General features: G+C 63.8%; 27 protein-coding genes, 1 tRNA gene and 1 pseudogene. 10 read left to right on the top strand and 19 right to left on the bottom strand.

Features of this window, described 5'->3' with window-relative positions:
• Positions 1-10: 10 nt before the first annotated feature.
• The 5 genes from pth to J2T47_RS20735 all read left to right on the top strand — a co-directional run bounded on the left by pth (position 11) and on the right by J2T47_RS20735 (position 3,153).
• The gene (gene pth / locus J2T47_RS20755; protein WP_081516404.1) at positions 11-595 is read left to right on the top strand and encodes an aminoacyl-tRNA hydrolase; all 585 of its coding nucleotides are present in this window, start codon (positions 11-13) and stop codon (positions 593-595) included.
• Between the two features lie 39 nt (positions 596-634).
• Positions 635-1,735 (top strand): redox-regulated ATPase YchF, encoded by a 1,101-nt coding sequence (gene ychF, locus J2T47_RS20750; RefSeq protein ID WP_192223855.1) that lies wholly within the window; start codon positions 635-637, stop codon positions 1,733-1,735.
• Positions 1,736-1,913: 178 nt separating this feature from the next.
• Positions 1,914-1,990: transfer RNA gene (locus J2T47_RS20745), tRNA-Met, on the top strand.
• Positions 1,991-2,182: 192 nt separating this feature from the next.
• Positions 2,183-2,629 (top strand): hypothetical protein, encoded by a 447-nt coding sequence (locus tag J2T47_RS20740; protein WP_253451093.1) that lies wholly within the window; start codon positions 2,183-2,185, stop codon positions 2,627-2,629.
• An 86-nt stretch (positions 2,630-2,715) separates the two neighbouring features.
• On the top strand, positions 2,716-3,153 hold the full coding sequence (locus tag J2T47_RS20735; RefSeq protein ID WP_253451090.1) for a hypothetical protein: 438 nt from the start codon (positions 2,716-2,718) through the stop codon (positions 3,151-3,153).
• Positions 3,154-3,236: 83 nt separating this feature from the next.
• Here the strand turns inward: J2T47_RS20735 and J2T47_RS20730 are convergent, their stop codons facing one another.
• Positions 3,237-3,656 (bottom strand): type II toxin-antitoxin system VapC family toxin, encoded by a 420-nt coding sequence (locus J2T47_RS20730; RefSeq protein ID WP_253451087.1) that lies wholly within the window; start codon positions 3,654-3,656, stop codon positions 3,237-3,239.
• Entirely contained in the window at positions 3,653-3,898 is a 246-nt protein-coding gene (locus J2T47_RS20725; protein ID WP_253451085.1) for a FitA-like ribbon-helix-helix domain-containing protein, read from the bottom strand. Before J2T47_RS20725 ends, J2T47_RS20730 begins: the two co-directional genes overlap by 4 nt.
• 176 nt (positions 3,899-4,074) lie before the next feature.
• Here J2T47_RS20725 and J2T47_RS20720 point away from each other — a divergent pair, with 176 nt between their 5' ends.
• Both J2T47_RS20720 and J2T47_RS20715 read left to right on the top strand, forming a co-directional pair.
• Complete coding sequence (locus J2T47_RS20720) at positions 4,075-4,557, top strand: hypothetical protein (protein WP_253451082.1); 483 nt, start codon at positions 4,075-4,077, stop codon at positions 4,555-4,557.
• Positions 4,554-4,970 (top strand): hypothetical protein, encoded by a 417-nt coding sequence (locus J2T47_RS20715; protein ID WP_253451079.1) that lies wholly within the window; start codon positions 4,554-4,556, stop codon positions 4,968-4,970. The genes J2T47_RS20720 and J2T47_RS20715 overlap by 4 nt, the downstream gene beginning before the upstream one ends.
• Positions 4,971-4,976: 6 nt before the next feature.
• Here J2T47_RS20715 and J2T47_RS20710 read toward each other — a convergent pair.
• From J2T47_RS20710 to J2T47_RS20645, 14 genes and pseudogenes are all read right to left on the bottom strand, one after another.
• Positions 4,977-5,804 (bottom strand): annotated as a pseudogene (locus J2T47_RS20710) (phage integrase); the annotation flags it as partial.
• 5 nt (positions 5,805-5,809) lie between these two features.
• Positions 5,810-6,505 carry an SOS response-associated peptidase gene (locus J2T47_RS20705; RefSeq protein WP_253451077.1) on the bottom strand — a complete coding sequence of 232 codons (696 nt, stop codon included), beginning with the start codon at positions 6,503-6,505 and terminating at the stop codon, positions 5,810-5,812.
• Between the two features lie 60 nt (positions 6,506-6,565).
• A complete protein-coding gene (locus J2T47_RS20700) occupies positions 6,566-6,910 on the bottom strand; it encodes a hypothetical protein (protein ID WP_253451074.1) in 345 nt (114 codons plus the stop codon).
• On the bottom strand, positions 6,907-7,290 hold the full coding sequence (locus tag J2T47_RS20695) for a hypothetical protein (protein WP_253451072.1): 384 nt from the start codon (positions 7,288-7,290) through the stop codon (positions 6,907-6,909). The genes J2T47_RS20700 and J2T47_RS20695 overlap by 4 nt, the downstream gene beginning before the upstream one ends.
• A gap of 69 nt (positions 7,291-7,359) precedes the next feature.
• Positions 7,360-8,361: an isocitrate/isopropylmalate dehydrogenase family protein gene (locus tag J2T47_RS20690; protein ID WP_253451069.1), complete on the bottom strand. Its 1,002-nt coding sequence runs from the start codon at positions 8,359-8,361 to the stop codon at positions 7,360-7,362.
• Positions 8,358-9,002: a carbonate dehydratase gene (gene can, locus J2T47_RS20685; RefSeq protein ID WP_253451066.1), complete on the bottom strand. Its 645-nt coding sequence runs from the start codon at positions 9,000-9,002 to the stop codon at positions 8,358-8,360. Before can ends, J2T47_RS20690 begins: the two co-directional genes overlap by 4 nt.
• 64 nt (positions 9,003-9,066) lie before the next feature.
• Positions 9,067-10,311 (bottom strand): C69 family dipeptidase, encoded by a 1,245-nt coding sequence (locus tag J2T47_RS20680; RefSeq protein ID WP_253451063.1) that lies wholly within the window; start codon positions 10,309-10,311, stop codon positions 9,067-9,069.
• Positions 10,286-11,674, bottom strand: a complete 1,389-nt coding sequence (locus J2T47_RS20675; RefSeq protein ID WP_253451060.1) for a flavin monoamine oxidase family protein — start codon at positions 11,672-11,674, stop codon at positions 10,286-10,288. The genes J2T47_RS20680 and J2T47_RS20675 overlap by 26 nt, the downstream gene beginning before the upstream one ends.
• A 318-nt stretch (positions 11,675-11,992) precedes the next feature.
• Positions 11,993-12,445 (bottom strand): ribosomal protein S18-alanine N-acetyltransferase, encoded by a 453-nt coding sequence (gene rimI / locus J2T47_RS20670; RefSeq protein WP_253451057.1) that lies wholly within the window; start codon positions 12,443-12,445, stop codon positions 11,993-11,995.
• Positions 12,442-13,275, bottom strand: a complete 834-nt coding sequence (locus J2T47_RS20665; protein WP_253451054.1) for an energy transducer TonB — start codon at positions 13,273-13,275, stop codon at positions 12,442-12,444. The genes rimI and J2T47_RS20665 overlap by 4 nt, the downstream gene beginning before the upstream one ends.
• Before the next feature lie 115 nt (positions 13,276-13,390).
• The gene (locus tag J2T47_RS20660; protein ID WP_253451051.1) at positions 13,391-13,906 is read right to left on the bottom strand and encodes a DUF6160 family protein; all 516 of its coding nucleotides are present in this window, start codon (positions 13,904-13,906) and stop codon (positions 13,391-13,393) included.
• 18 nt (positions 13,907-13,924) lie between these two features.
• The gene (locus J2T47_RS20655) at positions 13,925-15,505 is read right to left on the bottom strand and encodes a hypothetical protein (RefSeq protein WP_253451048.1); all 1,581 of its coding nucleotides are present in this window, start codon (positions 15,503-15,505) and stop codon (positions 13,925-13,927) included.
• Between the two features lies 1 nt (position 15,506).
• Positions 15,507-16,589: a hypothetical protein gene (locus J2T47_RS20650; protein ID WP_151188342.1), complete on the bottom strand. Its 1,083-nt coding sequence runs from the start codon at positions 16,587-16,589 to the stop codon at positions 15,507-15,509.
• A gap of 236 nt (positions 16,590-16,825) precedes the next feature.
• Positions 16,826-17,431 (bottom strand): hypothetical protein, encoded by a 606-nt coding sequence (locus J2T47_RS20645; RefSeq protein ID WP_192292447.1) that lies wholly within the window; start codon positions 17,429-17,431, stop codon positions 16,826-16,828.
• Positions 17,432-17,648: 217 nt separating this feature from the next.
• Between J2T47_RS20645 and mksB the strand changes: the two genes are divergently transcribed.
• From mksB to mksF, 3 genes are read left to right on the top strand one after another with little or no spacing between them, the layout of a single operon-like run.
• Positions 17,649-18,926, top strand: a complete 1,278-nt coding sequence (gene mksB, locus J2T47_RS20640) for an Mks condensin complex protein MksB (protein WP_253451045.1) — start codon at positions 17,649-17,651, stop codon at positions 18,924-18,926.
• The gene (gene mksE, locus J2T47_RS20635; protein ID WP_253451042.1) at positions 18,916-19,689 is read left to right on the top strand and encodes an Mks condensin complex protein MksE; all 774 of its coding nucleotides are present in this window, start codon (positions 18,916-18,918) and stop codon (positions 19,687-19,689) included. Before mksB ends, mksE begins: the two co-directional genes overlap by 11 nt.
• Positions 19,686-22,520 (top strand): Mks condensin complex protein MksF, encoded by a 2,835-nt coding sequence (gene mksF / locus J2T47_RS20630; RefSeq protein ID WP_253451039.1) that lies wholly within the window; start codon positions 19,686-19,688, stop codon positions 22,518-22,520. Before mksE ends, mksF begins: the two co-directional genes overlap by 4 nt.
• 205 nt (positions 22,521-22,725) lie before the next feature.
• Here the strand turns inward: mksF and J2T47_RS20625 are convergent, their stop codons facing one another.
• The 3 genes from J2T47_RS20625 to J2T47_RS20615 are packed head-to-tail and all read right to left on the bottom strand — an operon-like array spanning position 22,726 to position 26,282.
• A complete protein-coding gene (locus tag J2T47_RS20625; protein ID WP_253451036.1) occupies positions 22,726-25,026 on the bottom strand; it encodes a PqiB family protein in 2,301 nt (766 codons plus the stop codon).
• Positions 25,019-25,639, bottom strand: coding sequence for a paraquat-inducible protein A (locus J2T47_RS20620; protein ID WP_253451032.1), 621 nt, complete (start codon positions 25,637-25,639; stop codon positions 25,019-25,021). Before J2T47_RS20620 ends, J2T47_RS20625 begins: the two co-directional genes overlap by 8 nt.
• The gene (locus J2T47_RS20615; protein ID WP_253451029.1) at positions 25,626-26,282 is read right to left on the bottom strand and encodes a paraquat-inducible protein A; all 657 of its coding nucleotides are present in this window, start codon (positions 26,280-26,282) and stop codon (positions 25,626-25,628) included. Before J2T47_RS20615 ends, J2T47_RS20620 begins: the two co-directional genes overlap by 14 nt.
• Between the last annotated feature and the right edge of the window lie 271 nt (positions 26,283-26,553).

Here is a 26,553-nt window from a genome sequence, read left to right as displayed (position 1 = left end):
GGCCCCCGTCGTGACTGCCGTACAACTGATCGTTGGCCTGGGAAATCCAGGCCCCGAATACGACCAGACCCGGCATAACGCGGGGGCCCTTTTCGTTGAGCGACTGGCAGACGCGCAACGCGCGAACCTGTCGCTGGACAAGAAGTACTTCGGCCTGGTCGGCAAGTTCAGCCACAAAGGCCGCGACGTTCGTCTGCTCATCCCCACCACCTACATGAACCGCAGCGGCCAGGCCGTGGCGGCGCTCGCCGGATTCTTCCGCATTCCGGTCGAAGCCATCCTGGTGGCCCACGACGAACTCGACATGCCTCCCGGCGTCGCCAAGCTCAAGAAGGGCGGCGGACACGGCGGGCACAACGGGCTGCGCGACATCATCGCCCAGCTCGGCAACCAGAACGGTTTCCATCGCCTGCGGCTTGGCATCGGCCATCCGGGGCACAGCAGCCTGGTCTCCGGCTTCGTCCTCGGCCGCGCCCCGCGCTCCGAGCAGGAACTGCTCGACACCAGCATCGACTCCGCCCTCGGCGTGCTGCCGGAAATGCTCGACGGGGACTGGACCCGCGCGATGCAGAAGCTGCACAGCCAGAAGGCCTGACTCACCTCTATTTCCGCCACGTGGCGCGAGGAACCTAGCATGGGATTCAACTGCGGCATCGTCGGCCTGCCCAACGTCGGCAAGTCCACCCTGTTCAACGCCCTGACCAAATCCGGCATCGCGGCGGAAAACTTCCCCTTCTGCACCATCGAGCCGAACAGCGGCATCGTACCGATGCCCGACGCGCGCCTCGATGCGCTGGCCGAGATCGTCAAGCCCGAGCGCGTGATCCCGACCACCATGGAGTTCGTCGACATCGCCGGCCTGGTGGCAGGCGCGTCCAAGGGTGAAGGCCTGGGCAACAAGTTCCTCGCCAACATCCGCGAGACCGACGCCATCGCCCACGTGGTGCGCTGCTTCGAAGACGAGAACGTCATCCACGTCTCCAACAGCGTCGACCCCAAGCGCGACATCGAGATCATCGACCTCGAACTGATCTTCGCCGACCTCGACAGCTGCGAGAAGCAACTGCAGAAGGTCGCGCGCAACGCCAAGGGCGGTGACAAGGACGCCCTGGTGCAGAAAGCCCTGCTGGAAAAGCTCATCCCCCACTTCAGCGAAGGCAAACCCGCGCGCTCGCTGATGAAGAACATGGGCGATGACGAGAAGCGTCTCGTCCGCAGCTTCCACCTGCTGACCAGCAAGCCGGTCATGTACATCGCCAACGTTGCCGAAGACGGCTTCGAGAACAACCCGCACCTGGACGTCGTGCGCGCCATCGCCGAAGAAGAAGGCGCCATGGTCGTACCGGTGTGCAACAAGATCGAAGCCGAGATCGCCGAGCTGGATGATGGCGAAGAGAAGGACATGTTCCTCGAGTCCCTCGGCCTCGAAGAACCCGGCCTGAACCGCGTGATCCGCGCCGGCTACGAGCTGCTGCACCTGCAGACCTACTTCACCGCCGGTGTGAAGGAAGTCCGCGCCTGGACCGTCCGCGTCGGCGCCACCGCCCCGCAGGCCGCCGCCGTGATCCACACCGACTTCGAAAAAGGCTTCATCCGCGCCGAAGTCGTCGCCTACGACGACTTCATCCAGTTCAAGGGCGAACAGGGCGCGAAAGAAGCCGGCAAATGGCGCCTGGAAGGCAAGGAATACATCGTCAAGGACGGCGACGTGATGCACTTCCGCTTCAACGTCTAAGCCCGCTCCAGACCCGAAAGAGCCCCGGCCACCCGCCGGGGCTTTTTCATATGCGCGCCCTGCTCCGCCGCTCATCGCGAAAAACCCCCGCGGCTGGCTAAACGATTGATAGATCAGAACAATATTCAAGAAAAGGGGTTGACACCCCCCCTCGATCTGCGGAAAATGCGCGCCACTCGGCTACATAGCTCAGTCGGTTAGAGCGCAGCATTCATAATGCTGATGTCCCAGGTTCAAGTCCCGGTGTAGCCACCATACAAAACAAAGGGTTAGCGAAAGCTAGCCCTTTGTGCTTTCTGGGGTAGTGACTACAAAGTGACTACACCCTGTCTACCCCCTCCTCTCCAACTCTCCCCCCCTTCTGACCTCCCCAAAACCTCCCGTTACTAAGAGGGATGAGATAGCCTTGGCGCGATCTATTGGCTAAACCCAGGGAGCGGGTAACCCATGAGTCCGGCGAAAATCTCTTCAGGCCCCAACATCGCCAAGGGTCTTTGCGCCTTGCTTGTGTTGGGCTCGTTAGCCTTCTGGCTAATGAACCGAATGGAACCGCCAACCTCATATGTGCGCCTGTCGACCCTCGAGGATGAGGCAAATCTGATCGTACCGCTGCAAGGCGACGCGCTAGTCGACAGCAAAAGTGGCCACAAGGCCAGCGATGCCCTCGTGCTGAAAACCTACAAGGCAGTCAGCCAGGACACTCAAATCCGCAGCCATTACAGAGACGAACTGCAGAGAAACGGCTGGCACCAGGTACCCAGTCTGAGCAGCTCCGTTGATGAGTACTGCAAAGGATCACTTGGTGCCTCCCTTCAGCTTTCTTCAGAGGTGCCAACGTACTCGTTTGGTGTCAGTTGGCATCAGCACGGGACGGCCTGCAAAGCTAAAAACTGAATGCCTTCGCCCATCCCTTATCGCCCAAGAAACCCGCTGCTTCCGGGCTTCTGATTGATAAACGCACTCAAGCACAGGAAGTAACAATGGCAACCAGCGATGGAATCGAGGGAGACGACTGGGAAATTCTTGCGGATTTAGCCGGCGCGGTCGCCAGCCAGTCGGGATCAGGATGTGATGCATCTCTTGAGAGGAAACGGCTGCTGCGCGCTTTAGACAAGCTAGAGAAAAAGTACGGTCGCCTTCCATCGATACTCAGCACACGCGCGGACTACGTTGACGACCCCGAGCTCAGCCTCTCGCTGCTGAAAGAAGCCTACGTGACAGCGGACGAGCGCTCTGACGTGAAGAACAAAGCTTTTATCAGCAGCACACTGTCAGAGCTGTATTTAGAAACCTTCCAGCGAAAGGATCTCGCCCGCTTTTGGCTAAAGCTATTCAAGAAGGATCTCGGAAGCTACTCCGAAGATGAATACTTACAAAAGCTCTGCGCAGAGCTATCCGAAAGCCTTTCGGAGGCTTAGGCGCGACAGTGTGAGAGCTTCAGATTAGGTTCAAAGATTGCCAGCCATCGCTCCTCTACCTTGCAGCATGACCAAACAGCAGTTCAGGCTGACCAGGGATTAACCAGGGGGACACCAAAGCTTTCAAAGTGACGGACGTTCCGCGTGGCGATCTGCACTCCGTGAAGCCGGGCAATCGCAGCGATTTGCCCGTCCGCCATATCGGCAATCTTTCCCTTGGCCTCACTGTCTGCCGCCAACTCCGCGTAATGCACTGCGGCGTCCGCATCGAATGGCAGGATTCTCCCGGCAAAGTCCTCTTCGAACATTGCGATGGCCACACCCTGTAACGCTCGCCTGCGCTTACCTTCCGGCATCCTGGCGATGCCATAAAGGATTTCGGCCACCGTGATCGAGCAGATCAGCAGATCCTGGGTAGGTTGAGCGTCGATCCAGGCGACCACAGTCGGATCCGGCTTGGCCCTCATCAGCTCCGACAGGACATTGGTGTCGAGCAGAATCATTCGTCGAAGTCCGCAGCCCGAGCCTTGGCCTTGCGCACCGGCACCTCAATCTCGGCGCCGCCGACTGACGCAAAGCGGGCATGAATCCGGCTTCCCAAGCCACCTTTCTTCTCTTCACGGGAAAGCGCTTGAGCGAGGATCACGCGGACCTCCTCTTCCATCGAGCGGCCATGGTTCGCTGCAACCACTCGGAGCTTGGCCTTGAGGTCTTCGTCTAGGTTTCTAATCGTGATGCTGGCCATAAAATCCTCCGGCGTCATCAATGCAATCATTGATAGCATACGAAAAGTCGAGTGGGCTGTGCGAGCGGAGTCAGATACCCGGTCAGGCTTCTCGCTGCGCCCTTCCCCTCCGACGCCAAATCAGGTCCTATTCGCGATATGCCGGCTAGGCCAAAGACCCAAGGGAGTGGAATGGAATGCAGGACAGCTCGGAAGGTACGCACGTCGAAAGCAGCCTGGCCGGAAGGATCGATGGTTTCCTTTTCACCCTGACGCGCTTCGGCAGGGACCCAAGCAAGTACTCAGCTTCAGCCGAGCTATGCCAACTGCCGGGACGAGACATAGCTGCTGAGTACATCGAACTCATTGAGAGTTCCGACGATCCAGTCCCCATCTCCATCAATGATCTTTCCCTGCAGAGCGGGCGCTTCCGTTTTTTGGAAGACACGCTTTCGTCATTCTTGCGAGAGGCAATGGCTAGGCCAGATGGTGCTGAGCCCAACGAAGATGCCATTGGCCTCGCGACGTGGTACCTCATCGAATACATCTCCAGCATGTCCGATCCTCTGGGCCAGATTTACTCCGCGAAGCTGAGCATTGACGGACGCACGAGCGACTGTATTTTCATCACTTGCAGCGAACAGCTCCTCGTGATTCGTATGCATACGGAGGAAGCATGAAGGAACTATGGAGCTGGGAACCCAATAAAAGCCTAGGGCCTGTAGCTATCGGCTCTGCCATTGAAATCTATATCGATCAGCATGGGTTCGCATATGACGAGGACTCGGACCCGAACGATGAGTGGGTCTCGTATGCGGACAAGAGCGGTGATGTATACATCGACACTGAAGACGGCCTAGTCGTATCAATCACCGCTTATCGCGACTTCTACTACAAGCACCTGAATCTTATAGGCGCCAACATCATCGAGTTAGGTGCACTTCTTGGACAGGTGGCAGATGATACCGAGACGACCGTTGAGTTCGACGATGGCGACGTAAAGAGCTGCTATGACTTTACGGACCTCGGTCTCCAGATATGGGCCAGTCGCGGAATTATTACGTCGGCAACCTGTAGCAACTACAAGGAATGACTTGCCCTAGGTTAAGTCGCCCAATGTGATTTTGGCCTGCGCGATAGGTGATAAGCGCATCGCTGACTCCAGATGCTCCGGCGACAGATGTGCATACCGCATTGTCATTGTGATCGACGAGTGCCCCAGGATCCGCTGCAGCGTGAGAATGTCCCCTCCTCCCATCATGTAATGGCTAGCGAAGGTGTGGCGAAGGATGTGGGTCAGCTGACCCGGCGTCTGGAATCCACAGCGCTCGTAGGCGCAACGAAAGGCGGCGCGGCAGGACATGAACAGGCGGCCGGTTCCGGGCATGCCCACCTTGAACATCAGTTGCTCCAGCTCGGCCGGGATCGGTACTGAGCGACTCTGACGGTTCTTGGTCCGGTGGTAGTGGACCTTTCCCCCATGCACGGCACCTCGGGCGATGCTCTCGGCCTCTTCCCAGCGGGCACCTGTAGCGAGGCACAGGAGAGCGACCGGGTACGTGTGGTTGTTCGTACTGGCCTTGCACTCCTCGAGGAGCTGGACGACCTGATCCAGGGTAAGGAAGGTCAGTTCGACCTGATCAGTCTTGATCTGCCGGACGTTGGCCAGCGGATTTGCCTTGTGCCAAGAGCCGAGGCGATTCAGCTCGGAGAAGATCGCGGACAGGTAGCGTTGCTCATGGTTAACCGTCTCCGGTTTCACCTCAGTCAGACGACGCTGCCGATAGCGCGCCCACGCGAGCGAATCGAATTCGAAGGCCTGCGGATCGCCGAGGCGTTCAGCCAACGCTTGGCAGTGAGCCAGGCGCTGTTTGCCGTCCTTCAGGGTGCAGCCGTGGAGGTCGTACCAGACCGTCACCAGATCAGAGTTCCCTAATACTCAGCCGCATCGATTAATGCAGCCGAGTCATTCCTCGCGTCATTCACCCTCAACGACACCCGGTACCCCGAAAAATCTTCCCGCGCATGGTGAACCAGGTCGCCCAGCGCTTCGCTGCGGGTGGAAGCGGATAACCATTCCTCGAAATTCTCCGGCGCCAGCACCACGGGCATGCGGTGGTGGATGTGCTCGATGCCTGGGGTCGCGGACCTGGTGAGCAGGGCGCAAGAGAGGACGGGGTCACCCTTGGGGTCTATCCACAGAGACCAGAGTCCGGCAATGGCGACAAGGGGATCGGTCTGGCTGTGGATGAAATACGGTTGGTGGACCTGGCGGCCGGCGAGGTTGCGCACGCTCTCCTTCTCGTTCCACTCGTACCATCCCAGCGCGGGCATCACGCAGCGCGTGCTGCGCAGGGCCTGGCGCCAGAGGGGTTTGCCGGCGGCTTCTTCGCTGCGGGCGTTGAAAGAGTAGCGTGGTGGGGTGGCGTTTTTCCACCACGTGGGGATGAGGCCCCAGCGGGCGGGCAGCAGTTCGAGCTGGCCGTTTTCGTCGTGGCGCAGGATGGGGACGGTCATGGTCGGGGCGACGTTGTAGCAGGCCTTCAGCCAGCGCGGCGGGGTACGCGCGCCGATGTGCCAGTAGCGCTCAATGGCGGCCTCATCGGGGCTGACGTAGCGTCCGCACATGCCGGGCACCTTGGGGAGAGTGGTGCCTTGAGCTTAGTTCGCCGGAGTACCCGGCGAACGTCATTGCGGCAAGTGGGACTGGCCGATGTGCTTGGCAGCGGTGTCGATCAGGAACCAGAGCGACAGGGGCGCACCGAGGAACAAGAAGGGAATCATCAGGAACAGGCCGTGGCCAATCCAGGCAGTGATGTCCTCGCCGCCGGCCAGGCAGTCATGCAGATTCTTTGCTCCGCCCTGGCAGTTGGCGTAAGCGTATCCCCTGGAGCCCAATTGCCAGCCGATGGCGGTATAGGCCGCGGGCAGGACAGCGAGGAAGTAGCGCACCGACCAAGCCAATTGCGATGCACGCCAGAACAGGAGAGCCGGAGGCAAGAAGAGCGCCAAGGCCAGTATCAGCAGCTTCATGCCCGTTCGGTTCCGCGATGCGCACCAACGCTGCAGGCAATACACGCCGCGAAATAGCTCAGCAAGGCAATCAGCAGACCCTTTGCCCAGGCAAAGACCGCCATTTTTCTGTCCAACTGGTCATTCAGCCCCTGGCTGCGCGGCTCATCCACCATACTGCGGGTCAACTCATAGACCTTTTCCTGAGCCTCGCAGCGGTATTCCTTGTAGATGCGCTTAATCTCGATCGCATACTTCTGCCCCACCACAGTCGCGGCGAAGTCGTCCCGCATGTGGTCGCGGATAGCGCTGTTTACTCCCGTCAAGAAGGCCGTCATGTAGTAAAGGCCAACGGCAATGAGAAGTTTCCGCCAGGAAGGTTTGAAGAAGCGCAGGATCATCCTTGTCTCCATGCGTTGCGGGATGGTGCACGCTAACACACTGGCCGGCGGCGCTTCACGCTCAGCTGCTCAGTCCAACTGCTGCATAACACCCCGCCCGATCACCCGCGTCGTCTCGCTCCCGAAATCCACACTCCCCTCCTCCCGCAGGAAACCGTCCACCGCCAAATCGATCCGCTCCGCCAGTTCCGGCAGTTGCCAGCAATGCCGCAGCAGCATGCCGGCACTGAGGATGGCGGCGAGCGGGTTGGCGCGGCCTGTGCCGGCGATGTCGGGGGCGCTGCCGTGGACGGGTTCGGCCAGGGCGATGCCGGTGCCGAGGTTGAGCGAGGGCGCCAGGCCCAGGCCGCCGCCCCAGTGGCTGGCGAGGTCGGAGAGTATGTCGCCGAAGAGGTTGGTGGTGACGATCAGGTCGAAGGCTTCCGGGCGCTCGACCAGTTGCAGGGCGGCGACGTCGACCAGGCGTTCATCGAGCACGTCGCTCCAGCCGTCTTCGGCCAGCAGGTCGCGGCAGGTGTCGCGGAACAGGCCGCAGGTGAGCGGCAGGACGTTGGCCTTGTGCACCAGGGTGATGCGCCGGGCGTGGCGCGGGCGGGCGAGTTCGGCAGCGCCTGCGGCGAGGTGCTCGCAGGCGGCGCGGCTGATGACCCGTTCGGCGATGGCGACGCCTTCGGCTTCCCAATGCTCGCGGCCACTGTAGAGGCCTTCGCTGTTTTCCCGCAGGACCAGCAGGTCGATGCCGGCGCGCTGCGAGACCACCGGGCGAGAGCGCACGGGGCGCAGATTGAGGTTCAGCGCCAGCGTCTGGCGCAAACTGAGGATGGCGCTACGGTAGCCCTCGACCTTGTGGCTGGGCGAGGAGACGGCGCCGAACAACCCGGCGCCGCAGGCGCGCAGGCGTTCGTAGGTGGCGTCGGGAACAGAAGTGCCGTGGCGCTGGAAGCAGTCCCAGCCGGCCTCGGCTTCTTCTACCTGCAGGTCCGGTAACAGGCGCTGCAGGACTTCCACGGCGACGGGCACGACCTCGCGGCCGATGCCGTCACCGGGGATGACGCACAGGCGTCGGTTCACACCTGGCCGAGCGGGCGTAGGCGGTATTGCGGCGGCAGTTGGTCGAGGCCGCTGACGGTGACGTTGAGATCCTTCCAGATGCCGTCCTTGATGCCGTAGATGCAGCCGTGCACGGAGATCTTCTGGCCGCGGTGCCAGGCGTTCTGGACGATGCTGGTGTGGCTGACGTTGGCGACCTGCTGGATGACGTTGAGCTCGCAGAGGCGGTCGACGCGCTCTTCTTCCTTCTCGAACTGCGCCAGGTGGTCGCGGTATTCGTAGGCGAGGTCGCGGATGGTGCGCAGCCAGCCGTCGATCAGGCCGAGCTGGCTGTGGTGCAGCGCGGCGCGCACGCCACCGCAGCCATAGTGGCCGGTAACCAGGATGTGCTTGACCTTGAGTACGTCGACGGCGAACTGGATGACCGACAGGCAGTTGAGGTCGGTATGCAGCACGACGTTGGCGACGTTGCGGTGGACGAACAGGTCGCCGGGCAGCAGGCCGACGATCTGGTTGGACGGCACGCGTGCATCGGAGCAGCCGATCCACAGGTAGTCGGGAGTCTGCTGGCGGGCCAGTTTGGCGAAGAAGTCGGGGTCTTCCTGCTTGATGGCTTCGGCCCAGCGGGCGTTGTTGTCGAACAGTTCCTGCAGATCGCTCATGTCCGGCTCCTCATCATTTGGCTGGCGGCACCTTACGCAGCGCGGGCGTGGCTGACAAGCTGGATCAGCGCACGGCGTTGAGCCGCCACCAGCGCGGTGGGCGCGGCGCCTGCTGCAGCGCCAGCTGGTGCCAGGCGTCGTGCCAGGCCTGGCCTTCGGCAGCAAGGCGCGGCCAGTCCAGCGTGCGCCGATCCAGGGCAGCGAGCAACTCGGTTTCCAGCCAGCCGTGGCCGGCGCGCAGGGCGTCGGCGAAGCCGGGATCGGCCAGGGCGCGCTGGTGCACGGTTTCGAAGCGCCACCAGAGTGAATCTTCAACGGCGTCGGTCTCGCGGCTGAGCAGCCCTTCCCCGGCGCGCTCGTCGAAGCCCAACGGCTGGAACATCGACAGGCAGGGGGCGGAGGTAGCAGTGGCGGCCAGCCGCGGCGACGCGCCGTCGAGCCGGGCGATGAGGCTGGCGGTAGTCTGCGAGGGGCGCCAGAAACTGCCGGCATGCAGGCAGATCTGCCGGTTGTCATGCAGGTTGAAGCGGTGCCCGCGGTGGCCATGGCTGCGCAGGGCAACGACCAGCGCCAGCCAGTCGACCTGGGCCGGGCAGTGGGCGAGGAAGTCGTCGTTGAGCTGGCGGCGCTGATGGGCACCAGCCACCCAGGGCAACACGCGGCCATCGAAGGCGCGGGCGAAATGGAAGTCGCCACGGCCATTCCAGCAGCCGAAGCGGCGCGCCTGGGTTTCCAGGTTGGGGCTGGCGAGGTCGTAGTCGTGGCCGAGGCTCAGGGCGTTGGAGATGGCCCAGCGCTCGACCTTCTTCGCCGCCCACAGGCGCCCGGCGGTTTCCAGCACCCAGGCTTCGTCACGGTCGGCGATCAGGTAACTGTTGTCGTAGCGCATGCGCTTGTTGCGGTAGCCGGCCGGGCCGCCCTGGCCGTGGCGTTCCAGCAGTTCGGTGATGACGGCCAGGGCCTCGCGGGCGCTGCCGCCGCGCTCCAGGCCCAGACGCAGCAGGTCCATGCCGAGCAGCGCCTCGCCGTCACGCTGTGTCAGCCGGGTGAACACGGCTTCGTTGCCGATGGCCACGCCCTTGTCGTTGACGCCCATCTCGGCGCCCCACAGCCAGGCCGGCTGGCTGAGGATGACGCCGTGGCGGTTGGCGGTCTGGGGAATCTGCAGGTAGCTGGTGCGCACCGTGGCCGCGCTGTCGCCGTGTACGGCGTCGAGGCGTATCAGGCGTTGCGCTTCGGCGGGTTCGCGGTCGCTGTTCTTGGCGAACCAGGTAGCCCCACCGCTACGCAATACCAAGGTGTCGCACATAATCTTCCTCCCCGTGATCTTCCCGCGCGCCTAGCACTTCCCGCGCCGCGCGCTCCCCGGCCTCCACGGCCCCGTCGAAATAGCCCATCCAGCGCGTCGCCGTTTCGGTGCCGGCGAAGTGCAAACGCCCGTAGGGTTCGCGCAGGCGCGCCGCGCCACTGCTCCACAGTCCCGGCGGGAAAAGGGCGGCATAGCAGCCGCGGGCAAAGGGTTCCTCGGCCCAGGATTTGTCCACGTAATCCACCGGCTGCAGCGCCTGTTCGCCGAAGTAGCGGGCGAAGCAGTCGAGCACCTGGCCACGGCGATCACCGGCGGGGCGGGCGTTCCATTGCCGCGCCTCGTCGCCTTCGATGAAGCCCAGCAGCACGCCGCGCGCGGAGTCCGGGACACTGTTGTCGAAGGTCAGGCGCACCGGGCCGGTTTCGCTGGTGGCCTGCCCGGAGAGGTTGCGCTCGCGCCAGAAGGGCTTGTCGTAGAGCGCCATGCACTTGATCACCGCGCCTTGCGGCAGGCGCTGCAGGAGTTGGTCGCGCCAACTGGGCAGCAGCGGCTCCTGGGTGATGCGCAGCAGTTGCGTTGGCGGGATGGCGAAGATGACGCGGCTGGCCTGGTGCGTGCCGCGGTCGGTCACCAGTTCGACGCGGCTGCCGTCCTGGCGCACGGCGCGCACCGGTTCGCCGGTATGGACGTCGCCGATACGCTCGGCCAGGGCTTCGCTGATTCGCTGTGAACCGCCAAGGATGCGGTCCTGCTGGGCGCCGCCCTCGACGCCGAGCACGGTGTCGAGGTTGGTGCCGCCGTGGATATAAAAGAGGACATGCAGGAACGACAGGTCATGGGGGCTGGCGGCAAACACGGCGCCGCACATCAGCTCGAAGACCTTGCGCCCGGTAGAAGTACGCACGTTGCGCCGCAGCCATTCGGCGAAGGTGAGACTGTCCCACTGCGGCGCCTTGGGGTGCAGGCTCGGGTCACCCAGCGGGATTTCCCGCGCCATGCGGTCCAGGCGCACATGAGCCTGAAGGACATCGAGCAGGACGTGAGGAGGAAACTTCGGGATGGTGCCGCGATACGGCCTGAGCCGGCCACCGAACAGGGTAAGGTTGTCGCCCTGGTTCCATTGCGGAAAGGTCGACAGGCCGAGCTCGGCCAGCAGGGAAAGGATGCGCTCCTGGGTCGGCCCGACCCACTGGCCGCCCACTTCGACCACTTCGCCGCTGGCGAAGCGATGGTTGAGGGTGCGCCCACCGACGCGCTTGTTGGCCTCGATCACTTTCACCCGTTGCCCGGCCTGCGCCAGACGCCAGGCCGCGGTCAGCCCCGAAATACCGGCGCCCACCACGATCACATCACTGCGATTCATGTTTGCGACCTTATGTTCTTGTTGTTATTGGTCTTAAGGGTAAGCCAGGAATCGCCCTCGGAAAAACCCGATCGGCAGGAAATTTCGCAGCTTTTGCAGCGGATTATCGTGCGGAGGCTCTAGCCTGGGAGATCCCGCTGCGGGGTGCGCCGAGCGGCCGGTAGCGCTGAGCGGGTGCGGGTTCGCGAGCAAGCTCGCTCCTACGAAGAGCGCATCGCCGAGCGTGCGATCTGGCCTGGATGAACGGGCACGAACGATGGGTATCGCTACGCTCCACGCCATCCTACGGAGAAGTCAGAGCGCGCCTCGCAGCAAGGCTCAATCGACCAGCGTGCAGGCCATCACCAGCGCGTCTTCACGACCGCCGACAGCCGGGTAGTAGTCGCGGCGGCGGCCGATTTCGTTGAAGCCGTAGCGCTCGTAGAGGCGATAGGCGGGGCCGTTGGAAGCGCGGACTTCGAGGAAGCATTCCACGCCGCCCTTCTCGTGGGCGCGCTTCATCAGGTGTTCCAGCAGCGCCAGCCCAAGGCCACGCCCCTGGCTTTCCGGCTTCACCGTGATGTTGAGCAGGTGCGCTTCATCGAGGATCAGCTGGATCACACCGTGGCCGACCTGCTGGCTGCCTTCGAACATCACCCAGCATTCGTAGCTCTTCAGGCCGTCGGCGAAGGTACCGCGCGTCCAGGGGTGGCTGAAGGCGGCGTATTCGATCTTGAGTACGGCATCGAGGTCCGCCTCGGTCATCGGGCGGAAGGTAACAGCGTCGCTCATGCAGGGGTCTGACTCATCCAGCGTTGCCGCACCCGGCGCATGGCGCGCCAGAGGTCGGCTTTCAAAGTGGGTTCTTCGGCCAGGCGCTCAAGGCCCGGCAGCGCCCAGGCGACGCCCAGGCCTTCGACCTGCAGCTCGCGCAGCAGGGATTCTTCATCGCCTTCGCCGGCGAAGCGCACGGCGGGCATGCCGACCAGCCAAAGGCAGGAGCACGCGGCCCCCTCCTCCAGCCGCGCGGCGACGAAGCCCTGGACGAACTCACGAGCGGCCTGCGGGCCCTGGTCCATGTTGCCGCGGGAGAACAATGGCCAGCGAACGGGCTCGCCCATCAGTTGCGGGCTGTCCGGAAGACCGGCAGCGCGCAGCAGGTCTTTGAGCAGCAGGTAGGCCGGGTCACGGCTGGCCAGCGGCTCGCCGGTGGGCAGCTCGACCAGCAGGATGCATTCGCCGGCACGCAGCAATTGCAGGGCAAAACGCGGCGGAGGGGCAACCGGAGTGCGAACAGCCGATTCGGCTTCCGCTTCGGCGGCTTCTTCGGTTTTGACCGGCGCAGTGGGCTTGGCCGGGGCGCCAACCTTGGGCAGCAGGCGCGCGGCGATCGAGCCGGGCTCGCCGGCCGTGACCGGGGCAGTCGCAGGGGCAGCGACCGGAGCGGCAGCCTCGCGCGCGGCGGCGGCAGGCGCAGCAGGTGTGGGCTCGGCAATGACGGGTGCGGGGGTTTCCAGCAGCTCCGGGCGCGACGGTGCAGCGAACGGCAGCACCACGCGTGGCAGCCAGCTGGCGACCTGCATGGCGCCAAGGTAGGCGCGGCGACGGGCTTCTTCGATCAAGGGGCGTTTACCTGTGAGTGGTGCCTGCACGGGCAGGCCGACACGACGAGGCGGGATTGTCGCGTGAAACGCGCCGGGGGGAAAGGCCGGCGGGCGGAGAGCCTGTACGTTTCGCTTACGGGGTGCCGAAGACGTAGACGTTGCCGGTGAGCTTGACCGCGCCGGTGGCCTGGTAGGTGAGCAGGTTGGTCTGCTGCAGGCCGCTGCCGGAAACCTTGCCCTGGTTGGAGCCGCCCAGGGTGAACTGCAGGTTGCTGGCACTGGCATTGGTCAGGCCGATCTTCATGGCCTGGCGGTTGAACAGCGCGCCGTCGCCGTTGAAGCCGTTGTTGATGGTCACCATGTCGATGGACATGCCGTCGAAGCTGAAGGAGCCCTTGATATTGTCCAGCACGATGTAGCCGGTGCTGTTCATCGGCTGGATCGCCAGCCGCGCGCCGCAGCCGCCGGTGCAGCGCGTATCGGCGGTGTTGGCGGCGAGGTTGAAGTTGACGCTCAGGCTGACGCCGTCTTGGCCACTGACGTCGGCCATTTCGCTGTCGTCCAGGCCGCGCAACTCGCCGTGGGCAGTGGTGGCGGCGAGCAACAACAGCGGGGCCAGGAGTCGGCTCGAAAAGCGTGGGGTTTTCACGGCGAGTCTCCTCATGCGCTAGCGCGGCAGGTTCACGGTGCGGACGTTCAGGTAGTCGATGCGCAGGCCGCGAATGGCTTGGGAGCCGACGTCGGTGCCGCTGATGTTCAGGTTGCCGATGCTGATATTGCTCTTCTGCACGTTCTGGTAGAAGGCCTCGTGGTTGGCCCAGGTGACGCCCGGCGCGCTGAGCATCAGGTCGCCGTTGCTGGCCACCGAGAGCGTCGCCGGCTGGTAGTTGGCATCGCCCAGGTTGAGGTCGAAGTAGACGTTCTTGGCCACCACCTTGTTGCTGTCGGCGCAGTTCTCGCAGCCGGCGATGACCAGCTTGTCGGCGTACATCTGCAGACTCATGGAGGCCTTCAGCCCGGCGGCGTCGCCCCACAGGTTGAGGTAGGAGCCGTTGAGGGTGAAGTTCTCCAGGGCGATGGAGAAGAAGTCGGTGCGAGTCGTGGTGGCACCCGCGCTGCCGTTGCTGTTGTAGGCGGTGCTGGGCAGGGTGAACTTGGTGGCGATGCCGATATCCAGGCCCTGGATGCGCGTGCCGGAGGAGCTCTGCATGGCGTTGGCCACCAGTTGCACCGTGGAGACGTTCTTCTCGGTGCGGGTGATGGTGCCGCTGACGCAGGTGGTGGCGCTGCCACCTTGCGAGCCGCAGAGCTGGACGAACTTGTCGTAGTCGCTGGCGCGCTGGCTCAGGGTGACGCCGTTGCGACTGACCGACCAGGAAGCGCTGAGGTCCTGCTGCGCCTTGGTGAGGTCGGTGGTGCTGCTGGTGTACCGGTCCACCGAGTCGTTGTAGGCCTTTACCCCCGAGTTGCTGCTGCAACCGACGATGCCGCCGCAACTGTACTTCTCGCCGAAGTCCGGCTTGTTGGTACAGGCAATGCCCAGGACGGTGTCGCAGACCCGGGCCGGGGCCACATTGAAGGTGCTCTGCATGGTGCTGTAGTTGTTCTTCTGCACCACCTGCGCGGCATCCACCGTCGCCTTGCGCTGGTTGACCACCACCATGTCGGCGTCGATGCCGCTCTTGAGCGTCACCATGTTGTTCGAATAGGTGGTCAGCAGCGTGTCGCGCTGGGTCTTCAGGGCGCTCAGCTCGGCGTTGATCTTGTTGGTCGCCTGGGCCGGGTTGGTGCAGCCGGCGTCGCCATACAGGCAGCCCTGGTAGTAGGACCAGAGGCCGAACTTGTGGGTGTCGTTGATCGGGTCGGTCCAGGTCGGCGTCATCAGTTGCAGCGCTTCCTGGTTGGCCGGGATGTTCAGCCCCGCCTTGTACTTCACCGGGCCGAGGGTGAAGGGGTGCATGGGCGTGCCGAGGTAGGCCTTGGTGTCGAGGGTGCCGCGCTGGCTGCCGGCGCCCTTGATGTAGGCGCCGGTGATGTCGACCTGCACATCCTGGTTGGCGCTGTTCTTCACCCCGGTGATCTTCGAAGTGGCCGTGGCCTGGTCGTAGCTGAAGCCATCGATGAAGAAGCCCAGGCCGGCGCCGCTGACCTCTTCCAGTTGATCGTCATCCAGCGCCTTCATGGCCAGCGCCGGCAGGCTGACCAGGCAACCGGCGAGGCAGGCGAAAACTGCTGCGCGCCAGCTCATGTCAGCAGCCCGCCGCTTGCGAGCCCATGCAGGTGGACTGCCGGGGCAGGCCGCGCAGGGCGTCGTAGAGGTTGATCAGGATCGGGTACACCGCGTCCGCGCCGCTGCCCACCTTCGGGAAGTTGGCGAAGGCGCCGGACTGGGTGTTGACGAAGTTGCCGGCGTTGGCGAGATCCTGCCAGGGCACGTTCTGGTTCTGCAGGGAGAAGAAGATGCCCTGGGCGCCGGTGTTGATGTCGGTGGAGCCCGGCTTGCCGATGTAGATGGTCTTGTAGTTGGTCAGGTCGAAACAGGTCGTCAGGCCCAGCGCCTGGCAGTTGCTGGTGGTCGACAGAGTCGGGATCAGCGAGGCGATCAGGCCGCCGGCGTCGGAATGCAGCGAGTCGCCCTTGGCGATACCGATCTGCTCGGCGCGGTTGATCGGCTGACCGTTGATGGTGGCCTCGCCGGTGCCGCCCTTGAGCAGCACCACGTCGGCGTACACCGGGGTATCGCCGGCCACGGCCAGCGCCAGGCAGTTGATGATGTTCGGGCAGCCGTTGCGGGTGTAGTAGTCGTAGGCGATGGAGGCCGGGCCGTAGATCTGCCCCTGCAGGTTGCCGGTGATCGACAGGATGTCGCCGGAGAGATCACCCTGCGCCTTGCCGAAGCCGACCCGCGCGCCCACCAGTTGGCGCACACCATTGTTGGTCTGGAAGGCGAACTCGACGTAGGGGTCGCGGATCTGGAAGGGCACCACCTTGGCATCCGGGGAGTTGGCGTTGTCCACCCGGCCCAGGGCGAAGTTGTTGATCAGGATGTCCGCCGGCTGGCCGGAAACGGTAGTCGAGCCGGTGCGGCTGTAGTTGCCCAGGCTCAACTGGTCGATGTTGGTCAGCAGGCTGACATCAGCGCCGAAGTTGAGCCGGGTGTACTGGTAGTTCTGGTAGGTGGAAGCGTCGACGGTAAGCATCGCGCCCTGGCCGGAGATGGCGGACAGCTCTTCATCGTCCATCGACTGCATGCGCGCCTGGGCGGAAAAGGCCAGCAGGCCTCCGCAGAGCAAGGCTAGGGCACGCATGAGCGGACCGGAGGACTGACGCATGGCACTCTCCTTTCCTGGCTCCCTGTTCGCGGGCGCCTGTTGTTATTCGTCGGGCGAATCGGGTCAGGAAACAGGTCGAGACTCGGCGCCGTGATGCCACTATAGGAATTCACCCGCCACGGCGGGCCGACCCATAGTCGAGTAAATCGCTCCGAACGATAGACGAGGAAAGGAAAGTCCGGGTCGGGTTGTTACCCATCGTCACACCCGGGTGACAGCTTCGGGCTACCGCCGGCTCACTGGTGGCGGAACAGACCGATCAGGTGCTCGGCAATCGCCCCCTTGATGGCGTCGAGGTTCAGCCGCGAATGGGCCTGCAGCTTGGCGATGTTAAGGCGGTGCAGGTGCAGCGAGGGCATGCGCGCCTCGTATTCGCGAAGGTCGCCTTTCACCAGTACCGGCAGGAAAATATCCCCACGCATGCGGTAACGGTTGATCAGCAGTTTCAGGCCGTCCTGGAAGGGCAACTCCCGCGAGGCCACCAGCCGATGCTCACCGGGGATCTTCAGGTAAAGGCCGCTGTAGCCCATGGTCTCGCCGGGCAGGATGTGGATGCCGGTGGGCTCCACTGCGTCGCCGGGGATGTCGTGGAAGGTGTCGAACCAGGCCTGCTCGTCCGGGAGGATGGTGATACCGCCCTCCTGGCTCTCCGGGATCACGAAGCTGTAGTTGCTGTAGAGCTTCTCGACATACGACGAGTAGATGCACAAGCGATTCTCGAAGCGCTGCAGGAAAGCGATGGCTTCGTTGCGATCGGTGATCGCATCCAGATCCCAGTCGAGGTCGTTCTGGCGTTCCAGTTCGGCCCAACGGGCTTTGGCGAGTGCGGCGTCGTAGGTCATCGGCGTAAATCAGACTCTGATATCTAGGTCTCTGGTAAGGGCTTTGGCAAAAAACTTGCCAGAAAATTCAGCCAGTTAGCCCCCATTTTCCGTGAGATGCGTCACACGAGCGCTGATGGTGCAGTCGCAAACTGACGCGTTTCGTCACCCTGTCGGCCAGGGGTAGGCCTTTGCAGTACAATCGCTCCCTTTGTTCATTCCGGGCCCAACCAAGCCGATGATCGACCCACGACGCGTACTACGCGCCCTTGCCGAACACTGGGTGCTGCTCGAACCGCTGTGCGAGCGCTTCGACGCCGGCACCCTGAGCCTGGTGGAGCTGCGCATCCAGCTCACCAGCCAGTTGCCCGACAGCACCCCGGTGGACATCACCGCCCTGCTCGACCAGTGGGTCCGCCTGGACATCCTCGTCCCGGTGGCCAAGAGCCCCAACCGCTTCGAGCTGAATGCGCAGATCCACGACTTCCTCGCCTACCTGCGCCAGGAACACCGCCTGGGCCTGTGCCTGGAGATCGAAGCCTACCTGCGCCACCTGGAGCGCCTCGCCGGCTACATCCGCGAAGCTTTCGAGGCGCGCGACGGCAATGACCTGGCCCGTCAGCTGCGCCTGCTCGACATGCGCGTGCGCGATGTGCTGAAGAAGCTGGCCAACGACGAGCAGGCGCTGGTCGCCGTCGCCGAGCGAGCCAAGACCCAGGACCGGCAGATTCCGCTGCGCCAGCGCTACGCGGAAGTCCTGGCGACCTGGGACGAGTACGTCGAGCCGATGATCCAGCTGGTCTCCGCCGACGGCGCCTTCGAACAGGGCGTGCATCGCGTGGAGCAGGTACTGCTGCGCCTGCTCAGCGAACAGGCGCGCCTCGGCCAGCTGGTTGACGATGACCAGCTGCTGCGCACCCACGCGCGCATCCTGGAAATGCAGACCACCGCCCAGCTCACCCTGCGCCGCGCCCGCGAACTGCTACTGCCGCTGCGCGAAGAAGCGCGCCGGCACAATGCGATCACCCGTGGCGCCGCCCTGGCGCTGTCGGTCATCCGTCGCAAGGGCATCGACGCCGTGCCCCAGGCTGCCCTGCCGATGTTCACCCGGCCGCAGAGCAACTTCCTCGGCACCGCCTCGCAGGTCGAGAGCTACGTCTTCGCCCTCGCCAGCTTCCAGCCCAAGCCGGCGCACTTCCCCAAGGCCAGCGGCAATCGCAAGAGCGACGGCCCGCAGCGCTCGCCGCGCACCGCACGGGAAATGCTCGACCGCTGCCAGGCCGCGCTGCCGCTGCCGGACCTCATGCAGTGGCTGCTCGACCAGGAGCCCGAAGGCGCCACCGACGAGCTGCTCTACTGGTTCTCGCGCCTGTCGCGCGACGCCCGCTTCCAGCGCGACCGCCTCGATCGCCGCCAATACGACACTCTCCAGCACAGCGTCAGCCTGTGCTCCTTCGCCCTGATCGCCGGCCCGACCGCTGGCAAGGACAGCAAGAGCGAATCGCATGCAGATTAATCTCACCGAAATGACCCAGCTCGCGCCGATCTTCCGCGAGCTGTTCAAAGGCTTCCACATCAGCCGCCGTGATCCGGAGCTGTACAGCCAGCTGTCCAACCAGCAGGACGCCTACCGCGCGCTGTTCCGCAGCCTGGGCTACGAACTGGTCTGCGATACCCGCGGCTTCTACTACTTCGTGCCCGAGCAGGTCGGCGCCCAGGTGAACAAGACCGCCCAGCGCCTGGCGCTGTTCACCTTCATACTCGTCGAGCACCTCGCCGACCAGGGCCGCGACCCGCTGGCCGTCCTCGACGGTGGCAGCATCGGCCGCGACGAGCTGCCGCCGCTGCTGGAGAAGTACCGTGACCTGTTCCTGCAGGCCGAGGTGACCACCCAGGAAGAACTGGAAGAGAAGGTCATGCGCCGCCTCACCCAGCTCGGCTTCGCCGCCGAGGACAACGGCGTGTACCGCTTCCTGCCGCCGATCCACCGCTTCCTCGACGTCTGCCTGTCGGTCCAGCAGGACCGCGACCTGGCCGCCAACCTGCACGCCAGCGAGATGCAGTTCAGCGCCCCGGTGCTGATGGAAGAAGACGACGAGCCGGTGGTGATCCTCGAGTCCTACGCCGATCAACCGGCAGCCGACAGCGAAGACGCCATCGTGGTGATCGACGAACCAGCCGCCCCTGCGGAGGCTGAAATTGCCGAAGACGAGAGCGAAGAAGACGCCCTCGCCCGCGCCATCGCCGAAGAACAAGCCGACATGGAGGCCCAGGCATGACCCAGGAACGCTACGGCATTCGCCGCTTCGCCCTGCTCAACACCGCCGGCTACAGCCTCGGCATCTTCCCGCTGGAACAACCACTGTCGGTGTACGGCGCGAACAACCTCGGCAAGTCGGCGTCGATCAACGCGCTGCAATTCCCGATCCTCGCGCGCATGTCCGACATGAGCTTCGGCAAGTACAGCCTGGAAGCCTCGCGCAAGTTCTATTTCGCCACCGACACCAGCTACATCCTCGTCGAACTGGACCTGCCCAACGGCCGCCATGTGATCGGCGTCGGCGGCCGCGGTCCGGGCGGCGGCTTCGGTCACCAGTTCTTCGCCTACCAGGGCGAACTGGACCTGGAGCACTACCAGAAGAACGGTACCTGCCTGCGCCTGCGCGAGCTGTACGCCAACCTTGAGCGGGAAGGCATCAAGTCCTACGAGCTCAAGCCCGACGAGCTGCGTCGCCTGCTGGTCGGCGGCCACACCTCGATCCCGCTGGATCTCACCCTGATCCCGCTGCGCTCCACCAGTGAACAGAGCCTGAAGACCTTCCGCTCGCTGTTCATCAACCTGCTGCACATGCGCGAGATCACCGCTGCCAAGCTCAAGCAGCTGTTCCTCGACGCCTTCGAGCACAGTCTGCGCTCGGGCAGCGTCGACTACATCGCCGCCTGCGAGGAAGCCTTCCGCGACGTGCGCCGCATGGAGGGCGACTACCAGGCCCTGGTCGCCGCCGGCCCGCTGGTCGAGGCACTGGCCAACGGCGTATCGCAGCGTGAAATTCTGCGCGGCAAGATGCACCGTCTCTCGCCGCTGCTGGATAACCTGCTGGGCACCTGGGAAGACTATTCCGGCGCACGCAAGGAAGAGCTGGTCATCCAGTCCGAGCACTACCGCCGCGAGCAGGACGGCCTGCAGAACGAACAGCGCGGCAGCACCGCCGAACTGATGCGCCTGGAGCGCGAGATCAGCGAAATCCAGCGCTGGATGGGCGAGCTGGCCGTGCTGAAGAACCGCTTCGCGCTGGTCGACGACGTCAAGGTGCTGGAGCAGCAGCTGCTCGCCGCCAAGGACGCCCACGACGAGCTGGCCGGCGCCCTGGCGCATTCCCGGCAGTTCTCCAGCGAAGACCTCGAAGAGCGCATGCGCGACCTGGAGAAGCGCCTGAAAGGCGTTCGCCAGCAACTCGAACACGCCGACAACAACAGCTACGCCCGCCTGCGCGAAGAGTTCTCCCAGCAGGACGTCGAGCGCCTGATGCGCCTGTTCAACGGCGCACTGTTCAGCCTGCCGCTGGGCGACAAGGGCGTGGACCTGGACGAGGCCGGCCAGTGGGTCGGCAGCGTCGAGAAGATCCTCGATGCCTTCAAGGGCGAGCGCTTCGAAGTACCGGGCCTGACCATCGACCTCTCCACCATCGAGCCGCCGGCCCTGCAGGCCCTGGCCGACCGCGCCGCCCTGCGTGACCAGAAGGAACGCCTGGAGAAGGAGCTCAAGCAGCTCAAGACCCAGCAGGCCGTGGCCGCCGACCGCAACGCCAGCAAGGCGCAGGCGGACAGGTTCTACCAGGACGTACTCGACGCGCAGAAGGCGCTGGAAGACTTCCGCCGCAGCCAGACCCTGAACGCCGAGGAGCCGGGCAAGCTGGAACAGCTCGCGCAGCTGGAAGCCACCCAGGATGAACTCAAGCGCTCCGCCGACGCCTTCACCGAGCGCGTCCAGCAGCTCTCCGCCAAATTGCAGCTGATCGGCCGCCAACTGGCCGACATGGAAGCCAAGCAGCGCACCCTCGACGACGCCCTGCGCCGCCGTCAGTTGCTGCCGACCAACCTGCCCTTCGGCATCCCGTTCATGGACCCGGTCGACGACTCCATGGACAACCTGCTGCCGCTGCTCAACGACTACCAGGACACCTGGCAGTCGCTGCAGCGCGTGGACGGCCAGATCGAGGCGCTGTACGCCCAGGTGCGCCTGAAGGGCGTGGCCAAGTTCGACAGCGAGGATGATCCTGAGCGGCGCCTGCAACTGCTGATCAACGCCTACGCGCACCGCACTGACGAAGCCATGACGCTGGCCAAGGCACGCCGTGCGGCGGTCACCGACATCGCCCGGACCCTGCGCAACATCCGCAGCGACTACGACAACCTGGAACACCAGCTGGCGCTGTTCAACCGCGAGATCAACAAGCGCCAGGTGTCGAACCTGCAGAGTTTCCGCATCGTGCTGGCGCCGAACAAGGACGCGCTCAAGCACATCGACCAGATCATCCACAGCGCCGGCCAGTACGAAGAGGGCGAGAACCTTTCCGTCTTCGACCTGACCCAGAGCGCCGAGCAGGATGCGAAGAACGAGGAAGCCAAGGACTACCTGTCGCGCCTGGTGGCAGCGAACAACAACCAGCTGGGCCTCAAGGACCTGTTCGAGCTGGCGTTCGAGATCACCAAGATGGGCGGCCAGCCGATCATGCACACCGACATCGACGGTGCGGCATCCAACGGCACCACCATGACCATCAAGGCGCTGACCAACATGTACCTGTTGCTGCACCTGATGGACCGCGAGCAGGCCGGTCGCATCCGCCTGCCCTACTACCTCGACGAGGCAGCAGACATCGACGAACGCAACCAGTCGGCGCTGCTGGAGACCAGCCTGCAGCTGGGCTTCGTGCCGATCCTGGCGAGCGTGAAGCCGCAGGTCTCGGCCCAGGTGGCCATCGACCTGGAAGGCGGCAGCGGCCCCAACGGCATCTACATCGACGAGGCGGACTGGAAGTACATCCGCCGTCGCGATACAGAGAAAGCCGCGCACAACGACGTGGAGGCCAGCGCCGAGCCGGCGTGATGCTTCTGCAGCGTTGACGAAAAAGCCCCGCCTTGCGGGGCTTTTTCTTGCTTTTCGTAAGAGCGGGCCTGCTCGCGAACGGATTTGCCCTGGCTGCAGTGCTACGCGGTTCGCGAGCAAGCTCGCTCCTACAAGGGGGGATCGGCTCGGGTGCAGGAAATGAAAAAGGGCCGCAATCGCGGCCCTCTTCCTGTTCGGCGTTAACTCACTGCGCCTTGCCCAGCGGAATCTTCGGCGCCCAGTCCAGCCACTCGTCGTTGGCCTCGTCGAACAACGCGAAGGTCTGCCCCGGCTTGGCCGCCGAGCCCATCTCGGCATTGTTCGGCGTAGCGAAGGCCACGCCGCCAGCGAGGAGGGTCTCCATCGACTCGGTGCGCACCTTGACCCCTTTGAACAAGCCCGCATCCACACCAAATCCGCTGGTGTTCCAGAAACGGCTGCCAGTGCGCACCAGCGGTGCGTACCGCGGCTCGATGAGGATATGAATCAGCACACGGTCGGCCGTCTCGCCCAGCTCGAAGGACGTCACCTTGCCCACCTGGACTTCACGATAGGTGACCGGCACGCCCACCTTCAGCGAGCCACGACGGGGCGCACTGAGGGTCAGGCGCAGGCCGTCGGCATCGAGCAGGCGGTTGGGCTCGCCATCCAGCAGGCTGAAACTGGTCTGTGCCTGCCCGACCGAGGCCGCCGGCAGGACCTCGATATACTGGCCGCTGACGATGGTGCCCAGGTTGGTGACACCGGACAGCCCGACCTGCGGCCCGACCACCCAGAAGCGGGTGCCCTGGCGCGCGATGCGATCGGCGCTGCGGGTCAGCCGGGCTTTGAGCTGCACGCTCTGCAAGTCCTTGCTCAGCTCCACCTGCTCCACGCGCCCCACTTCCAGCCCCTTGTAACGCAGGACGGTGCCCTCCTTCAGTCCGTCGGCGGTATCGGCGCGCAACTCGATCAGCTGGCCTTTCAGGTGCGCGTCATCCTCGCTGTCGAACAGGGCGAAGCGCCGCACCTTGGTGATCGGTGCCGCTTTGGGGTCGGGGGTGTCGAAGGCGATGCCGCCGGCCAGCAGCGTCTGCAGCGACTCGCTCTTGAGCTTGATCCCATCCAGGCCACCGCTGATGGTCACGCCGCTGATATTCCAGAAGCGCGACGAGGTATTCACCAGCTTGGCGTACTCCGGCTCGATGTGGACGCCGATGACCAGACGCGAGGGATCACGACGGGAGAGCTGGTAGCTCTGCACGCTGCCGACCTTCATCTGGCGGTAGAGGATCGGCGTACCGACCTCCAGCGAACCCAGTTGGTCGGTGGTCAGTACCAGATGCAGGCCCGGCGAGTCGAGGTTCAACGGCGGCGCCTTGGGCCGGATGACGAAATCGCGGGTCGGCTCGCCGCCGCTGGCAAAGCGCACGTTGAGGTAGTTGCCCTTCACCAGCGCCTCGAGGCCGGTGATACCGGCCAGCGAGATGCTCGGCTTGACCATCCAGAACTCGGTCTTGCTGTTGAGGAATTCCTCGGTGCGCGGGTCCATGGACAAGGTGGCGGTAGCGCCGTTGAAGTCCTTGTCCATGTCGATGCTCTTCACCGTGCCGACTTCCACCCCGTTGTACATCACCGGCGTGCTACCCGGCGTGAGGCCACTGACGTCGCTGACCTTCACCTTGACGGCGAGCCCGGACTGGGCGGCGTCGTAGTCCTCATAGAGTCGGAAGGGCTTGGTCGGGTCGGTGGGCGGGCTGTCCGCGTAGTTGTCCGGGGTGGAGAAGGCAATACCGCCGGCGGCGATGCTCGCCAGCGACTCGGTGCGCAGCTTCAGGCCGCTGAGGCTGCCGGACAGGGTGATGCCACTGGCATTCCAGAATCGCGTGTGCTTGCGCACCAGGTTCGCATAGGCCGGCTCGATGTGGATCTTCACCTCGATGGTCTTCTGGTCTTCGGCCAACTGGTAGCTCTTCACCTGGCCGACCTGGATCTGCCGGTAATAGATCGGGCTGCCCTGTTCGAGGGAACCCAGTCGCTCGGCCTTCAGCGTCAGGTGCAGACCGGGCAGGCTGTCGGACAGCGGCGGCGGCTCCTTCAGGGCAGTGAACTCATGTTGCTGTTCGCCCTTCACCGGATCGACCGCAATGTAGTTGCCCGATACCAGGGTCTCCAACCCGGTCACCCCAGCGATAGAAACACGCGGCTTGACCAGCCAGAAGCGGGTGCTGCTGCTCAGGTACTCAGCCGCCTCCTTGCGCATCTCGACCACAGCGGTCACACCCATGTTGGGCTTGTTCACATGCAGGTCGACAACCTTGCCGACGCCGATCCCCTTGAACACCACTTCGGTCTTGTTGGCCTGGATACCCTCGCCACTCTCGAACTGGATCTGGATCATGATCCCCGCCTGGTCATAAGCACGCCAGGCCAGCCAGGCACCGATGGCCAGTGCGATCAGCGGCAGGATCCAGATAGCCGACCAATTCGTGGTCTTGCGCATCTTGGGTGTTGGGAGGTCACTCATCGTTATCTTCCGTGTCCGTGTTATCCCAGATCAGCCGGGGATCGAAAGTCACAGCGGCCAGCATGGTGAGCACTACCACGCTGGCAAAGGCGGCCGCGCCGAGATTCGCCTCGATGCTGGCCAGGTTGCCGAAGTTCACCAGCGTCACCAGGATCGCGATGACGAAGATGTCGAGCATCGACCAGCGGCCGATCCACTCGATGAAGCGGTACATCACGTTCCGTTGCAGGGCGGACAGCGGCTGCCGCCGCTGCACCGAATACAGCAGTAGCGCGATGCCGATGAGCTTGAAGGTGGGCACCAGGATACTGGCGATGAACACCACGGCAGCGATGGGAATCATGTCCGCGTTGATCAACTCGACCACGCCTTCCATGATCGTCGCCGGCATGCCGTTGCCGAGGAAGTTCACCGTCATGATCGGCAGCAGGTTGGCCGGGATGTAGAGGATGGCGGCAGTGATCAGCAACGCCCAGGTGCGGATGATGCTGTTGGGCCGGCGCTCGTGTACCACTGCGCCGCAGCGGCTGCAGTGAGTCTCGTCATCTTCTTCGCGGCGATTGAGCTGGTGGCATTCACCGCAGACCACGATCCCCGCATCAATGGCCCGCATCGTGGAACTCCCCGGAAAGCTCGCCCCAGACCTGATGGTGCGACATGGTGACCTCCAGCCAGATCTGGGTGAACAGCAGTGCCACGAAGCAGGCCAGGCCGACGCTCACATGCAACTCGGCCATGCCGATCAGTTTGACGATGGAGACGAGGATGCCCATCAGGTACACCTCGAGCATCCCCCATTCGCGCAAGTGCTGGTAGCCGCGCAGCAGCAGCATGCCGTGCTCGCGCAATGCCGTGAAGCGGATCGACAGCAGCACGAACAACTGGCACAGCAGCTTGGCCAGCGGGATCACCATGCTGCAGAGGAACACCAGGAAGGCGACACCGGCCATGTTCGAATGGTAAAGGCCGACGACACCACTCCAGACGGTATCCATGCTGGTCTGGCCCAGGATGGTGATGTGCATGATCGGCAGGAAGTTGGCCGGGATATACAGGATCAGCGCGGTCAGGACCAAGGCCAGGGCACGGCGGACCATGTGCGGGCGATGGATTTCCAGCTCGTACCCGCAGCGCGGGCAGACGGAGCGATGCCCGAGAGGAACGGGCTCGCGGCGCATCAGCAGGTCGCACTCGTGGCAAGCCATCAGCTCTTCCAGAGGCAGGTCCCGCAAGGCATGTCCTTCGATGTCGGGCATGTAGGAACTCAGGGAAAATTTGAAGCTATTGTAGACGACGCAACCACCCATCCGGTGCCCAAAGACTGCCTCAAATTATCTGGAGAAACCTGCCAGCCACACAGCTCTCCGCCGCCCATCCTGCTTGCCAGGGCATCCCTGCAGCCTGCGTAGCGGTTGCTGTTTTTCTCGCGCGCAAAAGCAAAACCCCCGGCCAGCGATGCTGACCAGGGGTCTTGGGATAGGAGCTTGACGATGACCTACTCTCACATGGAGAAACTCCACACTACCA

The sequence above is a fragment of the Pseudomonas nitroreducens genome (genome assembly GCF_024170165.1).
GTDB classification, from domain to species: Bacteria; Pseudomonadota; Gammaproteobacteria; order Pseudomonadales; family Pseudomonadaceae; genus Pseudomonas; species Pseudomonas nitroreducens_C.
The sequence above is the reverse complement of the archived record's forward strand: the minus strand, read 5'-3'. Positions and strand labels throughout refer to the sequence as shown.